Below are 14,341 nucleotides of genomic sequence, written 5' to 3'. Positions count from 1 at the left end.
AGCGCCGCCTGGATGGCCCTGCGCCTCTTGGCTATGCCCTGGATCCTCAAGCCCCGACTGATCAGACGCGCTCTCTTCACCTACCGATGGTCTCTCGCCTATGAAAGTGGGTAAGAGTCAGGATTGGAGAAAATAAACGTAAAGAATCCGCATCGGGGTCACTGTCCCACAGCCGGCGCCCACGCTGTCAGCTCCCAACGCTCGCGGTAGGCGTTATGCAGGAGATAGCGCTCGCGCAGTACTTCCCCGACGCCGGCGCAGAAGGTCACCCACTGTACCTCCCCCGCCCCACTGCCGGCCAGGTGGTAACAGCCGGAGAAGCGGCCGGCCAGCGTCTCGGCGGTGCCGCTGGAGCGCACCTCCCATGTCATCCGGTCGGGGCCGGCCTGTCCCCAGCGGTCCCCGACCTGCATGGGCCAGATGAAGCGCAGGGACTGGGCCTGCAGTTCGTCCGATGCCAGCAGGGCTTCGCCGGCGTACCCCGCCGGCACGCTCATCAGCCGGCCGTCCATGAGCACCAGTTCACAGAAGCTGTCCAGCAGGGGGGCGGCCAGTTCGTGGGTACCTTCCCTCTGCAGTGCGACGAATTGGGCATCCTCTTGTTCCGTGATGGACGTCACTGTCTCGGTCACCAGCGTCGAGGCCCTCCACCACCAGCCCTCCACCCGCTGAACGGTTTCCACCCGATACACCCACTGCTTCCCCACCGCGAGGGGATAGGCTTCGGCCAGGGTGGAAAACGTGCGGGCTTCTGGCGAGCCGGCCGAGACCGCCGGCATCTCGCTCTGCGTCCACTGCACCGGGTTCACCGCCGTGACGTTCACCCGAATCTCCCAGTGCAAATGACTGCCGGTCGAAAGGCCAGTGTTCCCCACCCGGCCGATGATGTCGCCGGGCTTGACGGACTGGCCGGCGTTCACCAAGATTTCGGATAGATGCCAGAAGCCGGAATAAACCCCCAGCCCATGGTCAATCACGACCGCTCTGCCCCGCACGGTCAGCGGTTCCGCCAGGGCAATGCGGCCGGCGGCCGGCGCATACACCGGCGTGCCCTCCGGCGCGCCGAAATCCAGCCCCTCGTGATAGCTGGAGACTGGCCCACCGTTATAGGAGCGGCGCTCGCCGAAGGCGGAGGTGATCCGGCGCACGCTCGCCTCCAGCGGATAGCGGAACGTCCCGGACCACAACTTCTCCGATGTCCGCTGGGAGAAAATGCCGGCCAGGCGTGTCCATTCGGCGCGGATCAGCTCGGCGTTCAGGAGGCCGGCCTTCTCGCTGGAGGGCGGGATGACGATGTCATATGTCTCGAACGTGCCGGCCACCACGTACAGGTTGACCGACAGCCGGCCGATGGGCTGGGAGTCACCTTGGCCGGAAGCGGGGTAGGCGCGCAGTTCCACGGGGTAGATGCCCGGCTCCTGCATGGCATGCACCGGCAGTAGGGTCCAGGAGCGGAGGCCTTCCTGGACGAAGGGCACTTCGTCCCCCTTATACACGGCCGTCAAGCGCGCCGGCCGCTCGGTGATGACTTCGCAGGTGACCGTCTCGCCCTGCACCGCCGGCCAGGGGGACAGGTGTACTCGCACAAAAGGCGAGGAAAGGGGGCCGGCAAGCGGGGAAGCCGGCAGATAGACCAGCAGGCGCTGACCCACCTCGATCCAATCGGGGTTCGTGATGCCGTTCCAGCGCACCAGGTCTTCCACGCTGACACCATAGCGCTGGGCGATCAGGGAGAGCGTTTCGCCGGGCTGGACAATGTGCACGGCGCCCTGCGCCGGCGGCCCGGCCAGCACCTGGCCGGCGCAGGCCGCGCCCAGCACCAGCATCAGCACGATGATAATAATGACCTGCACAGCGCCTGTGCGATGTTGATACATGCATCCCCCTGGTATTCAAACGCCTGGGCCGGCCCTCATGTTCCAGCGGCCGATGCGTCGAGCGCGCGCAGTATCGCCGGCGTCACGTCGGTGATGGCGCGGGCCGGGCGGAACAGCTCTGCCGCCGGCCCCACCACCAGCAGGAGCACGGGGTTCTCCGTGTGCAGTTTGGTCTCCATGTTCTCGAAGTTGCCGTGGTCACTGCACAGCACCAGGCTGTCCGCCGGCCGCATGGATTCGACCACCCCCTGCAGAAAGGCGTCCAGGGCGTGGACCAGCCAGCGCGGCGTATGGGGCAGGCGCCGGTGGCCGATCATATCGGGGAGAAAGCTCTCGTACAGCACCAGGTCGTATTCCCGGCCCAGCGCGGCCAGATTGCGCCCGGCTTCCGCCGGCCGGCGGTACGCGCCGCGGATGCCGAAATAGCGCGGGAAAATGGAGTGGGTGAAGTCCCAATAGACCGCCTGGCCGCGCGCCAGGTCGCGAAAGTCACGGAACGGCAGGCCGGCGGCCAGGTTGGTCAGGGTCGTGGCGCTGTGCCGGCGCTTCCCTTCCTCCACCAACTGCCAGTACACGTCGGTGTAGGCGTTGGCGAAGGTGGCGCGCCGGCCGGCGGCCGCCGCCCGTTTGAGGATACTGTGCTCGGCGATGATTTCCTGGAGCCGGCCGTTCGGATAGCCCGTGACATGGGTGCCCAGCAGGGCCGGCGCGTTCACGCCGGTGAACAGCGCCGTTTGGCCGGTGGCGCTCTGGGGCACGCCTGGCACTCCGAGACAGGCGTCCACGCCGCGCGCCAGCAGGTCGGGCCGCTCTACAAAGAGGGCCTGGGTTAGCCGCTGACCCAGCAGACCCTCCAGGAAGGGCGCAGGATAGCGCCAGAAGGGATTGCTGTCATCCGGCCGGCCCAGGCCGACCCCATCCAGGAAAATGAACAGGACTGCCAATGCCTTTTATCCCAGCTTATACCCGATTTTGCGCAGAAACTGCTTGCGCCAGGCGATGTCTTCCTCGCCCTCGATGCCCTTTGTCTTCACGCCGTCAATGACGCCCAGGATGCCGCGCCCCTGCTCTGTCTCGGCGATGACGACCTGCACCGGGTTGGCGGTGGCGCAGAAGATGCGGCACACCTCCGGCACCATCTTGACCGCGTTGAGCACGTTGATGGGGTAGACGTTGCGCAGGAAGATGATGAAGCTGTGGCCGGCGGAGAGCGCCAGCGCATTCTTCTTGGCCAGCTCGATCATCTCCGCGTCCGTGCCGCTGTAGCGCACCAGCGCCGGCCCGGAGGACTCGCAGAACGCCAGGCCGAACTGGATGCCCGGCACGGCGGTCACCAGCGCTTCGTGCAGGTCCTCCACCGTTTTGATGAAATGCGACTGGCCCAGGATGAAGTTGATCTCATCGGGCTTCTCGATGGTCACCAGCTTCAGCTCCATGTCTGACGCCTCCTTTCATGGGACGGATGGATTGTTCTGGGGATGCTGTCCTGCGCATTGTACCACAGGCCGGCCGGCGCGACAAGCGTTCCTGGGGGGCGGTTCCGGACTGCCGGCGAACCGCTGTGCGGACGTTCGGCGGCGTGGACATTTGTCAAAAGGTGGGGCCTATGCTAGAATACCGCCCGTGAGTGGAAGGAGCCATCGCTTTCATGCCAACTTGGGAGGTTGGGCGTACATTGTGAACATACCAGGGCATCACTCTCCCGGCGGGCTGGTCCCTGCCGGGTCTTTGGATGGCCTTTCACGCCATTTCCACACCTTTCAATCCCCTTCCCGGCCGGCATTTCCATCCCCCTTCGATTGCGCCTGCGCATGGCACGGGACGCCCATGCCCATTTGCCATCGCGCCCGCCGGCGCAGTCGTTTGCCGCGTGCCGGCGCGCGGTGAACCACTTCGAAGAGGATGAACGCATCAGGAGGTCATGATGGATAGCACGCAATCCCGCGGTATTGGGAGCATGTTAGAGCAACTCTTGGAGAGCAAATGGACCGGTTGGATCATCAATCTGGTGGTCATCCCGGCCTTGCTGGCGGCAAGCTTACTGCTTCCGCCGATTTCCCTGCGTGAACGCCTGTTTGAGGCCGGCTTTGCCCCCATCGCAATGGGCGGCGGCTCGGTGGTGGACCCGGACGGCACACAGGTGACCCTGCCGGCAGAAGGACTGCAGGCGCCCGTGCGCGTCCGGCTCACATCTATCCCGCGTCTGGAGTTCCTGGAGGGTTCCGCCGGCCGCGCCCTGCGCAAGGCCGCAGAAAGCATTCCCGAATATCTCGTCATGCGCAGTCCGCTCTATCAGGTTGCCCTGCGGGGGAGCATGCCCTCTCAGGCCATCCTGACTATCCCCATTCCCAACGATTCAGAGCCTTATTCCACCCTGGACATCTATGCCTGGCAGGATGACGCCTGGACCTGGCTCCCGCACAACATCATCGTCGAGGATGATGTCATCGAGTCGCACGTGGACTGGCTGCCGGAGGCCTTTGCCGTCTTCCAGACGGATGCGCGCGCCCCATCGGTGGGCATTGACCTGGAGGGGGAGGCGGCCCTGCCGGCCAATATGCTGAGTTCCGCCAGCGAGGTCTTCCCCCAGGGCCTCTATATGGCCGATGACGGGAGCGTGGTGGGCGACCTGCCGGCCTCGGTGGATGCGGCGCGCCAGGCCGGCGTGCACGTCATCCCCACCGTGCGCAACTGGGGGCCGGACGGCGTGGTGCGCAGTGACCTGACCGATAATATGCTCATCTCTGAGCAGGCGCGCCAAGCCCATGTGCAGGCGCTGGTCAGCCTGGCCGTCAATCATGACTTCGCCGGCGTCGAGGTGTACTATCGCGGGGTCAGCCCGGACCTGCGGGCCGAGTTCCGCGAGTTCATCGCGGAGCTTTCCGACGGCCTGCACGCCAACGGCAAACTGCTGTCGGTGCGCGTGGACCCGCCGGTGCAGATCGCCGAGGACCGCTGGGATACCGGCGCCTATGACTGGGTGGCGCTGGGCATGGCCGCGGATATCTTCCGCGTGGAAGGCCTTCCGAATCCGGACGCCTGGCGCGCCGGCGGCCAGATGGAGCAGTTCCTGAGCTGGGCGGTGGGCCAGGTGGATCGCTTCAAACTACAGCCCATCCTGTCTGCCTACAGCGTGGAGCAGGTGGGGAATACGTACACGGCCATCCCGTACGCCCAGGCGCTGGCGGCCTTCACCCAGGTGGAGGTGAGCGGCTCCAACGTCATCAACCCTGGCCAACATGTGGCCTTCGCGCTGAAGGCGGCGCGGGAGTCCGGCGGGGTGAAGTTTGACGAAGCGCTGGGCACGTATGTGTTCAGCTATACGGACTCCGCCGGCCAGCGGCGCACGGTTTATCTGGAGAACGCCGCCAGCCTGGCCCATAAGACCAGCCTGCTGGCCAGCTATAACCTGCGGGGCGTGGCGGTGGAGCATCTGGCCGGCGAGCAGAACGACGAGCTGATCTGGCCGGTGCTCCAACAGTACGCCGCCGCGCCGGGCGCCAAACCGGGCGCCAACCCACTGCTCGCTACCTGGACGGTGCGCAAGTCCAGCGGCGAACCGCTGGTTTCCGAATCCCGCCCCCTGGATCAGCCGGTCTATGACTGGGTGGCGCCGCAGGAGCCGGGCGAGTATGTGGTGGAAGTGGCTATCGCCGGCGGTGATGGGAAGACGCTTGTGGCCGGCACCCCCATCGCCATGGTCGTGGCATCGCCCACTCCTACCCCGACCATGACCCCGACGCCGACGGCCACGCCCACGCCGGCGCCGACCGCAACTCCCAAGCCGAAAGCGACGGCCACGCCGAAACCGCAGGCCTCTGCCGGCGAGGGCCCGGCGCCGGCGCCGCGCAACACCAGCTTCGGCTACGGCATCCAGGCGCACTGGTACTACACCGACCATGCCCAACTCGTGAACCATATCAAGGCGCTGGGGTTCAACTGGACCAAACAGCAGGTCGAGTGGAAGGCCGTCGAGTCGGGCGGCAAGGGGCAGTACAATTGGGGCGAGCTGGATCGGATTGTGGAAAGCTGTCATGCCAACGGCATCAACCTTCTGCTGAGCGTGGTGAAGGCGCCGGCCTGGGCGCGTCCGCCTGGAGCGGACCTGAGCGTGGAAGGCCCGCCGGCCAACCCGCAGGATTTCGCCGACTTCCTCAGCGCCATGGCCGCCCGCTATAAGGGCAAGGTGCAGGCCTATGAGATCTGGAACGAGCAGAACCTGCACTATGAATGGGGCAATCAGCCCATCAACGCGGCGCAATACATGGAACTGCTGAAAGCCGCCTACCGCGCCATCAAGGCGGTGGACCCCAATGCCATCGTGGTCAGCGGCGCCCTCACCCCCACCGGCGTGAACGACGGCCGTACCGCCATTGATGACGTGGTGTATCTGGAGCAGATGTATCAGAATGGGCTGAAGAACTACTCCGATGCCATCGGCGCCCATCCATCGGGCTATAACAATCCGCCGGATGCCAAGTTCGGGTACAACGACCCGGCTGAGCCGGCCTTCAAGAACCATCCCAGCTTCTTCTTCCGGGAGACCATGGAGCGCTACCGCAACGTCATGGTCAAGTACGGCGACAGCAACAAGAAGATCTGGGCGACCGAATTCGGCTGGGCATCCATCGAGAACCTGGCGCCGTCGCCGGCGCCCGGCTACGAGTATGCCGCCAACGTCACCGAGGCGGAACAGGCGGAATATATCCGCCGCGCCTATGAGATGGGCCGCAATTGGGGCTGGGTCGGCGTGATGTTCCTCTGGAACCTGAACTATGCCCCGGTCGCCGGCCCGCAGGATGAAAAGGCGGCCTTTGGCATCGTGCGGTCCGACTGGAGCCAGCGGCCGGCCTTCGTCGCCCTGGCCAACATGCCCAAATGACACGGTAGCAGTGGATAGATAGGCGGCGTCTCTGGGGCCGGCATACATGGCAGGAGACGCCGCCTTTGTATGTTACGTGTAGATGAGTGAAGGAGGCATTGATGCCAGCATTCCAGAAGAACATATCCCGGCACAGTCTGCTGGTCTGGGTGATCGTCCTCATCATGCTTGCCATTTCTGTGGGAGGGTTGGCCGGCTGTGGGAACCGGAGCACTCCTGTCGCCGCACCAGAGCCGACGGCAACTACCGCGCCCCTGCCTTCGCCCACGCCAATCCCCATCCCTTCGCCAACCGAGACGCCGAAGGTGGTTCTGCCGATCGTGACCAATCAGGAGCAGGGCACACCGGAAGCCACCGCTTCTGCGCCGGCCAACACGCCGGCCGCTTCGCCCTCTGCGCCGGCGACCCCGACCCCTTCGGCGCCCGGCAAAAAGTCGTCCACCGGCGTGCGCTGGCTGAATTCCCCCGTGTACGGCATGCATGTCTTCCTGTGGTGGCGGCCGGAGGTGGCGGACCGCGATCTGCAGTTGGTGCGCGACGCCGGCTTCCAGTGGGTGAAGCAGACCTTCGCCTGGCGGGACATCGAGGGGGCCGGCAAGGGACAGTTCGACTGGTCGTATACCGACCGTATCGTCCAGCAGGTGGAGCAGTACGGCCTGAAACTGCTGGCGCGGGTGGATTCCCAGCCGACATGGGCCGGCGGCGGATATCCGGAGAACGGCCCGCCGGACAACCTGCAGGATTTCGCCGATTTCCTGACGGCGCTGGCGACGCGCTATAAGGGGCGCATCCATGCCTATCAGATTTGGAACGAGCCCAACCTGAACGTGCCCGGGCGGAGCGAATGGGGTGGCCGGCCGCCCAACCCGGCCGAATATACCGAGATGCTCAAGGTGGCCTACCGCGCCATCAAGGCGGTGGACCCGAACGCGATCGTGATCTCCGCCGGCCTGGCCCCCACCACGCGCTGGGACGATGTGGCCATGCCCGACCTGGAGTTCATCCGCGGCATGTACGCCGCCGGCGCCAAGCCGTACTTTGACATGCTGGGCGCGCACGGCGCCGGCTATAAGGCGCCGCCGGAAATGGACCCGGCGGAAGTGGCGCGCAACCCGGTCTACAACAATAACGACCCCAGCCCGGAATACCTGAAGCGCATCTACTGCTTCCGCCATGTGGAGGATATCCGGCAGGTGATGGTGGAGAACGGGGACGCCGACAAGCAGATCGCCCTGCTGGAATTCGGCTGGACCATTGACCCGCGCCCCGAATCTCCCTATCACTGGCACGCGGTCACCCCCTTCGAACAGGGGGAGTATCTGGTGCGGGCGTATCAGTACGCCAAGGCGAACTGGTCTCCCTGGATCGGCATCATGAGCCTGATTTACCTGCAGAACGTGGACTGGACGCCGGAGAAAGAGGAGTATTGGTGGTCCATCATTGAGCCGGCATATCCCGAGCTGAAACTGCGGCCGGCCTACGTCATGCTGAAGGAGATGCCCAAATAGGCCGCCCGCCCTGACACAAGGAGGTGTGCGGATGTGTGACACGCTGGTGGCCCTGGGGAACAGCACGGCGGACGGCAGTGTGCTGTTCGCCAAAAATTCGGACCGGGAGGCCAATGAGGCCCAGGGGCTGGTGTACTTCCCGCCGGCCCTGCACCGCTCCGACGAGACGGTGAAGTGCACCTTCATCGAGATCCCCCAGGTGCGTGAGACCCTGGGGGTCATCCTTTCCAAGCCCTTCTGGATGTTCGGGTGCGAGATGGGGGCCAACGAGGCCGGCGTCGTCATGGGCAACGAGGCGGTCTTCACCAAACTGCCGTATGAGACGAGCGGGCTGACCGGCATGGACCTGATGCGCCTGGCTCTGGAGCGCGCCGATACCGCTCATAAGGCGCTCTACACCATCATCGAGCTGATGGGCAAGTACGGCCAGTGTGCGCTGGGCGGCTACCGGCACACCATCAAGTATCACAACGCCTTCATCATCGCCGACGCCAAAGAGGCCTATGTGCTGGAGACCGCCGGCCCGCACTGGGTCGTGGAAAAGGTGCGCGATGTGCGGAGCATCTCCAATGGGCTGTCCATCGGGAGCGAGTGGGACGATGCCTCGCCCGGGCTGGTGGAATACGCGGTCCAGCGGGGGTGGTGCCGCTCAAAGGCGGAGTTTCACTTCGCGCGCTGTTACCGCGAGCCGATATATACCTTTTTCAGCGCAAGCTATCAGCGTCATGCCTGCACCAGCACTTTCCTGCAGGAGCACAAGGGCCGGCTGACCCCGCGGGATCTGGCGCGCCTTCTGCGCGACCACGGCCCGCACGGCCAATCCCCTGACTGGAGGCCGGAGCAGGGGCTGTTGATGCAGGTATGCGCCCATGCCTCCTGGGGGCCTATTCGCGGGGGCGGTGCCCAGACCGCCGGCTCCATGATCGCGCAGCTCCGGCCGGACAGGGCCACCTTCTGGTTCACGGGCACCGCGGCGCCCTGCACGGGGATCTTCAAACCGGTCAGCTTTGCCGCCGGCGAGCGCCTGCCGGCCGTCTTTGGCCCGGAGCCTGGGGCGACATATGACGAACGGGTGCGCTGGTGGCGGCATGAGGTACTGCACCGCGCCGTGCTACTGGATTACTCGACGCGCGTGGCCCTCTATCGCGACGAGCGCGATGCGCTGGAGGAGGAGTTTTTCGCCGGCGGAGACGGTCCCGATTTCGTGGAGGAGTGTTTTGCCCGGGCGGATGCCGCCGAACAGGAATGGACGCGGCGCGTGCGCGCAACGCCGGTGCGCCGCCGGCCTGGACTGCTGTACCGCCGCTATTGGGAGGCGCAGAACCGCGCCGCCCAGATGCCGGCGCTGACGTGAAAGGGCGCACCCCATGGGAGAAACAGCGCACGAGGAGATCGCACGGCGCGCCGGCAGTTTGATGCGGCAGGGCTATCACTGAGCGGAGGCCGTCCTGCGCGCCGTGGGCGAGCACTGGTGGGGGGAGCTGGATGAGCGCTTCCTGCGCTCGGCGACCGCTTTCTGCGGCGGGATCGGCGGCACGCGGGAGGAACTGTGCGGTGCGTTTTCCGCCGGCGTGATGCTGGTGAGCGCCCGCTACGGCCGGCTCACCCCGCACGAGGACGAACTGCCGGCCTATGCCCGTACGCGCGCCTTTCGCCTGCGCTTCCTTCTGCGCTGGAAGACCCTGCGCTGTGCGCCCTTGCGCGAGCAGGTGTACGGCCCCGGCGGCCCAGGCTCCTGCGTGGCCGTGGGAGAGGAGACCGTCCGCATCCTCCTGAACCTGTTGGAGGGCGCATGAGCAGTTCGCCGGCATCCTCTGTCCCTGTCCCCCGCTTGTTACTGCCTCTGGGCGCGGCGGTTATCCTCTCGCTGACCGGCGACCAGACCATGTATGCCTCCCTGGCCACCCAGACGGAGGTGGTGCGCATCAGCATAACGGCGGTGGGGGTCATGCTGGGCGTGAACCGCCTGGTGCGCATCCCCGGCAACCCATTGGGCGGGTGGTTGGTGGACCGCTTCGGCCGGCGGTGTCCCTTTATTGCCGGCATGCTGTTGGGGACCATTTCCACCGCGCTGTGCGGCCTGGCGGTGGGCTTCTGGCCGCTCCTGCTGGCGCGCGCTCTGTGGGGCATCGCCTGGACGCTGATCAACGTCACCGCCATGACCATGGTCATGGATATCACCACGCCGGCGGACCGCGGCCGGACGGCCGGCCTGTATCAAATCTCAGTGCTGATGGGCCTTTCCATTATGGCGGTCGGCAGTGGCGCGCTGGTGGACACCCTGGGGTTCCGGCAGACGCTGTTTCTGGGCGCCGGCGTCACCGGTGTGGGGCTGTTGATCTCTTTGCTGGCCCTGCCGGAGACCGCGCCGGCCGTCCAGCGGTTTCCGCCGGAGCCCGTTGGACGATGGACCTGGCGGCGGGTCAGGGATGGCCTGCGCCGGCAGATCACCCCGCCCATCCTCATTTCCATCATCCTGTATGGGCTGACCAATCTGGCTGGCAACGGCGTGGTGATGTCAACGGTGGGACTGCTCCTGCGCCTGCGCTACGGCGAGATGGTCCCATGGGGGGATCGCGCCCTCGGTGTGCCGACGCTGGCCGGCCTTCTGCTGGGCATTGGCCCTATCATGGGCATCATCGCCGGCCCGCTCGCCGGCTGGCTCTCGGACCGGGCCGGCCAGCGCTGGCGGGTGATGCGCTGGGGGCTGGCCTTGGGCATCCTCGGCTTTGCCCTACTATCCTTTGATGGCGCAGTGGCGGTCATCGCCGCCGGCGTGATGGTGGCGGCGTTCGCCGACGGTGTCCTGACCCCTACCACCATGGCGCAGACGGGAGACCTATCGCGGCGGGGGCGGCAGGGGGTGGTCATGGGGCTGTATGCCGCCGGCGGGGATCTGGGGAGCGCGACCGGCCCCTTCCTGGCCTATGCGCTGGCGTACCTGCTGGAGCTGAAATGGGTGTACGTCCTCTGCATGGCGCTCTATTTCCTCGCCCTGCTGGCGACGTGGAGCGTGGGCAGGGAACGGGCCTCCTCGCCTCGGGAGATTCCCTCTTTGTGATGCTTTCCTCACCTGTGCTATAATCAGGTCAATCTCGAGCCTGGCGGCTCTGGTGCCATCATCATGCCGAAGGAGTGTGCGCGATGCGTCGTTCATGGTGGCGGATGGTAGCAGTGCTGGCGCTGGTGCTGTTGCTGGTGCCGGCGGGATGTCAGAAAACGGCAGAGCCCGCAGAAAGCGATCAGCCGCCGCCCACGCCGGTGGCGGCCCAGGTGTTTGCCGCCAACTGCGCCGGCTGTCACGGTGAGCAGGGACAGGGGGCGCGCGGGCCGGCCATCAAACCCAGCAAACAGAGCGAGCAAGAGCTGTTCCTCATCATCGCGGACGGCCGCGGGGAGATGCCGGCCTTTCGCGGCCGGCTGGCGGAATCCGAAGTGCAGGCGCTCATTTCTTTCCTGCGCGGCGAGTAGGTGGGACACGGGTGCTTCCAGGTCTGCCCCCGTTTGGCCGGCATGTCCAGCATCTGCGCCGCTATCAGCAGATCGCCCGCGTCCTGATCCGCCACGGCTTTGACAATGTGGTGGAACAGCTTGGTCTGCTGACCCGGCTGGCACTGCCGTGGCGGGTCTCGGAGCGGGTGCGTCCCATCGCGCCCTTGACGCCGGCGGAACACCTGCGCCTGGCTATCGAGGAACTGGGCCCGACCTTCGTGAAACTGGGGCAAATGCTCTCCACGCGTCCCGATTTACTGCCGCCGGCGTATCTGCACGAGCTGTCCAAACTCCGCGACGAGGTTCCTCCGTTCCCCTCGGAGCAGGCCCGCGCCATTGTGGAGGCGGAGCTGGGCGCTCCCATTGACCAGTTATTCCGCTCCTTTGATGAGGAGGTGCTGGCGGCCGCTTCCTTGGGGCAGGTGCACGGCGCCGTCCTGCCCGACGGCAGTGAGGTCGTGGTCAAGGTCCTGCGCCCCAATATCCGCCGCATCGTCGAGGTGGACCTGGACATTCTGTACGACATGGCGCGGCTGGCGGAGGAGCGCACGGCCTTCGGCCGGATGTATGCCTTCACGGAGCTGGCGGACGAGTTCGCCGCCACTCTGCGGGCCGAGATGGATTATGTGCGGGAGGCGCGCAACGCGGAGCGCTTCCGGCGCAACTTTGCCGGCCGGCCGGAGGTCTACATCCCGCGAGTGTACTGGGAATATACCACCCACGATGTGCTCACCCTGGAACGCATCCGCGGGGTGAAGATTGACGATGTGGAAGGTCTGCGGGCGGCCGGCCTGGACCCCCGCACCGTCGCCCTGCACGCGATAGACCTCATCATGCAGGAGACCTTTGTGGATGGCTTTTTCCATGCCGACCCCCATCCGGGCAATTTCTTCGTCATGGAAGGCAATGTCATCGGGGCGATGGATTTCGGCATGGTGGGGTATCTGGACAAGCGCACCAAGGAACAGCTCCTGCGCCTCTTTCTGGCGGTTGTATCGCGCGACCCGGACCAGATTGTGGGCGAGCTGGTGCGCATGGATATGGTAGGGGCCAGCGTGGATCACCGCCGGCTGGGGCGCGACCTGGGCCGCTTCCTGGAGCGCTACTGGGGCGCGCCGCTGAAGGACCTGCGCCTGAGCGACCTGTTCGAGGATTTCCTGCCCATCGCCTTCCGCCACCGCCTGCGCCTGCCCTCCAACCTGTGGCTGTTGGCCAAGACCCTGGTGATGATGGAGGGCACAGGGATGGTGCTGTATCCGGAGCTGGATGTCTTTGAGATCGCACGGCCGTACGCGGAGCAGGCCTTGCGAGAGATGAATGCGCCGGCGGCTTGGGTGGGCCGGCTGGGAACGACACTGCGCGATTGGGGGGAGTTGTGGCAGGAGCTTCCGCAGTATCTGCCGCGACTGCTGGACCAACTGCAGAAGGGGGAGTTCACCCTCTCCCATATTCAGCGGGATCAGGAGCGCGCCCTGGCGCGCTGGGACCGCATGGTGAACCGGTTGAGCATTGCGCTGATCATCGCCGCGCTGATCGTGGGCATCGGGCTGATTTTCCCCACGGCGGCGGCACGCTGGCCGGCCTGGGTGGGGACCGTCATGGTGGCGCTGGGCTTTTTCTTGGCGGTGGGGGCCAGTCTGTGGCTGTTATGGTCCCTGTGGCGGGCCGGCCGGCGGTGAAAACAACCCCCATGGCCGAATCCCGAGCATGGGGTAGCAGAAGCCTGCTCGCTGAACGGCTATTTGGCGCCGTCTTTCAGCCAGGCGATAATCTCCTCTTTGCGGGGCAGCCGGCCGTAGGAGTAGACCTTTTCGTTGATGACCAGCCCAGGTGTGCTGGCGATGGGATACTGCATGATCTGGTCAATGTCCTGTACCTTGATGATCTCCGCCTGGACGCCGGCTTCTGCCACCGCCTGGCGGGCAAGCTCCTCCAGCCTTTTGCATTTCGGACATCCGGTGCCTAATATTTTAATGGTCAACATCGTTGGTATTCCTCCGTATTTTGTTTTATGAATGCGCCGGCTCGTCTTCCAGCTCGACATCCTCGATATGGACATTAACCTCTTTGACGACGAGGCCGGCCAGTTCCTCGATGGCGCGCGCGATGGCGGTTTGCAAGGCCTTGCCAAGCTGGAGCATTTGTACGTCCGGGCGCACCACTACGTGCACATCAATGACCAGTTGATCGTTGTCTATCCGTACCGCGATGCCCTCTTTCGCCGTCTGGATCCCCAGCAGTTTCCCGATGTTCTCGGGCCATTTGCCGTACAGGCGGGTGACGCCGTCGGTCTCCAGCACGGCCTGCTCCACGATGGTGAGCAGTACCTCCGGCGCCAGCGTTACTTTGCCCAGCTTTTTCTCCGCTTCCATGGAATATTCCTCCTGAATAAACGCCTTACAGCGCCAGCCCGCCGTCCACAGCCAGCACCTGGCCGGTGATGAAGCCGGCCTCGTCCGAGGCCAGGAAAACGACCGCGGCGGCGATCTCCTCCGGCTTGCCCATGCGGCCCAGCAGGGTGTATTCGATGGCCTTGGCCTTCAGCTCCTCGGGCAGGCCGGCGGTCAGGTCGGTCTCGACAA

The 14,341-nt window shown here is 65.4% G+C and carries 13 protein-coding genes; 7 read left to right on the top strand and 6 right to left on the bottom strand.

Annotated elements, in window-relative coordinates; all coding sequences use genetic code 11:
* Positions 1-158 precede the first annotated feature (158 nt).
* The 3 genes from H5T60_04155 to H5T60_04145 are packed head-to-tail and all read right to left on the bottom strand — an operon-like array spanning position 159 to position 3,313.
* Complete coding sequence (locus H5T60_04155; GenBank protein MBC7241620.1) at positions 159-1,877, bottom strand: M23 family metallopeptidase; 1,719 nt, start codon at positions 1,875-1,877, stop codon at positions 159-161.
* Between the two features lie 35 nt (positions 1,878-1,912).
* The gene (locus H5T60_04150) at positions 1,913-2,821 is read right to left on the bottom strand and encodes a hypothetical protein (protein ID MBC7241619.1); all 909 of its coding nucleotides are present in this window, start codon (positions 2,819-2,821) and stop codon (positions 1,913-1,915) included.
* A 6-nt stretch (positions 2,822-2,827) separates the two neighbouring features.
* Positions 2,828-3,313, bottom strand: a complete 486-nt coding sequence (locus H5T60_04145) for an adenosine-specific kinase (GenBank protein ID MBC7241618.1) — start codon at positions 3,311-3,313, stop codon at positions 2,828-2,830.
* Positions 3,314-3,834: 521 nt separating this feature from the next.
* Here H5T60_04145 and H5T60_04140 point away from each other — a divergent pair.
* The 7 genes from H5T60_04140 (at position 3,835) to H5T60_04110 (ending at position 13,438) form a co-directional block, all read left to right on the top strand.
* Positions 3,835-6,759 carry a hypothetical protein gene (locus H5T60_04140; GenBank protein MBC7241617.1) on the top strand — a complete coding sequence of 975 codons (2,925 nt, stop codon included), beginning with the start codon at positions 3,835-3,837 and terminating at the stop codon, positions 6,757-6,759.
* Positions 6,760-6,860: 101 nt separating this feature from the next.
* Complete coding sequence (locus H5T60_04135; protein MBC7241616.1) at positions 6,861-8,267, top strand: cellulase family glycosylhydrolase; 1,407 nt, start codon at positions 6,861-6,863, stop codon at positions 8,265-8,267.
* A 31-nt stretch (positions 8,268-8,298) separates the two neighbouring features.
* Positions 8,299-9,621, top strand: a complete 1,323-nt coding sequence (locus H5T60_04130) for a C69 family dipeptidase (protein MBC7241615.1) — start codon at positions 8,299-8,301, stop codon at positions 9,619-9,621.
* A gap of 103 nt (positions 9,622-9,724) precedes the next feature.
* Complete coding sequence (locus H5T60_04125; protein ID MBC7241614.1) at positions 9,725-10,063, top strand: C_GCAxxG_C_C family protein; 339 nt, start codon at positions 9,725-9,727, stop codon at positions 10,061-10,063.
* Entirely contained in the window at positions 10,060-11,328 is a 1,269-nt protein-coding gene (locus H5T60_04120) for an MFS transporter (protein MBC7241613.1), read from the top strand. Before H5T60_04125 ends, H5T60_04120 begins: the two co-directional genes overlap by 4 nt.
* Before the next feature lie 83 nt (positions 11,329-11,411).
* Positions 11,412-11,738 carry a cytochrome c gene (locus H5T60_04115; protein MBC7241612.1) on the top strand — a complete coding sequence of 109 codons (327 nt, stop codon included), beginning with the start codon at positions 11,412-11,414 and terminating at the stop codon, positions 11,736-11,738.
* An 11-nt stretch (positions 11,739-11,749) separates the two neighbouring features.
* On the top strand, positions 11,750-13,438 hold the full coding sequence (locus H5T60_04110) for an AarF/ABC1/UbiB kinase family protein (protein MBC7241611.1): 1,689 nt from the start codon (positions 11,750-11,752) through the stop codon (positions 13,436-13,438).
* 59 nt (positions 13,439-13,497) lie between these two features.
* Here H5T60_04110 and H5T60_04105 read toward each other — a convergent pair whose 3' ends face one another.
* The 3 genes from H5T60_04105 to H5T60_04095 all read right to left on the bottom strand — a co-directional run.
* The gene (locus H5T60_04105) at positions 13,498-13,743 is read right to left on the bottom strand and encodes a TM0996/MTH895 family glutaredoxin-like protein (protein ID MBC7241610.1); all 246 of its coding nucleotides are present in this window, start codon (positions 13,741-13,743) and stop codon (positions 13,498-13,500) included.
* A gap of 25 nt (positions 13,744-13,768) precedes the next feature.
* On the bottom strand, positions 13,769-14,131 hold the full coding sequence (locus H5T60_04100; protein ID MBC7241609.1) for an Asp23/Gls24 family envelope stress response protein: 363 nt from the start codon (positions 14,129-14,131) through the stop codon (positions 13,769-13,771).
* A 25-nt stretch (positions 14,132-14,156) separates the two neighbouring features.
* Positions 14,157-14,341: SDR family oxidoreductase (locus tag H5T60_04095; GenBank protein MBC7241608.1), on the bottom strand; the 185-nt coding region annotated here is incomplete at its 5' end.

The organism is Anaerolineae bacterium (assembly GCA_014360855.1).
In the GTDB taxonomy this organism is placed as follows: Bacteria; Chloroflexota; Anaerolineae; order JACIWP01; family JACIWP01; genus JACIWP01.
The sequence above is the reverse complement of the archived record's forward strand: the minus strand, read 5'-3'. Positions and strand labels throughout refer to the sequence as shown.

Bases quoted from the DNA above. Each gene is read 5' to 3' on its own strand.
- H5T60_04130 (MBC7241615.1), top strand. From the start codon at position 8,299: ATGTGTGACACGCTGGTGGCCCTGGGGAACAGCACGGCGGACGGCAGT.
- H5T60_04135 (MBC7241616.1), top strand. From the start codon at position 6,861: ATGCCAGCATTCCAGAAGAACATATCCCGGCACAGTCTGCTGGTCTGG.
- H5T60_04145 (MBC7241618.1), bottom strand. From the start codon at position 3,313: ATGGAGCTGAAGCTGGTGACCATCGAGAAGCCCGATGAGATCAACTTC.
- H5T60_04115 (MBC7241612.1), top strand. From the start codon at position 11,412: ATGCGTCGTTCATGGTGGCGGATGGTAGCAGTGCTGGCGCTGGTGCTG.
- H5T60_04120 (MBC7241613.1), top strand. From the start codon at position 10,060: ATGAGCAGTTCGCCGGCATCCTCTGTCCCTGTCCCCCGCTTGTTACTG.
- H5T60_04155 (MBC7241620.1), bottom strand. From the start codon at position 1,877: ATGTATCAACATCGCACAGGCGCTGTGCAGGTCATTATTATCATCGTG.
- H5T60_04140 (MBC7241617.1), top strand. From the start codon at position 3,835: ATGTTAGAGCAACTCTTGGAGAGCAAATGGACCGGTTGGATCATCAAT.
- H5T60_04105 (MBC7241610.1), bottom strand. From the start codon at position 13,743: ATGTTGACCATTAAAATATTAGGCACCGGATGTCCGAAATGCAAAAGG.
- H5T60_04100 (MBC7241609.1), bottom strand. From the start codon at position 14,131: ATGGAAGCGGAGAAAAAGCTGGGCAAAGTAACGCTGGCGCCGGAGGTA.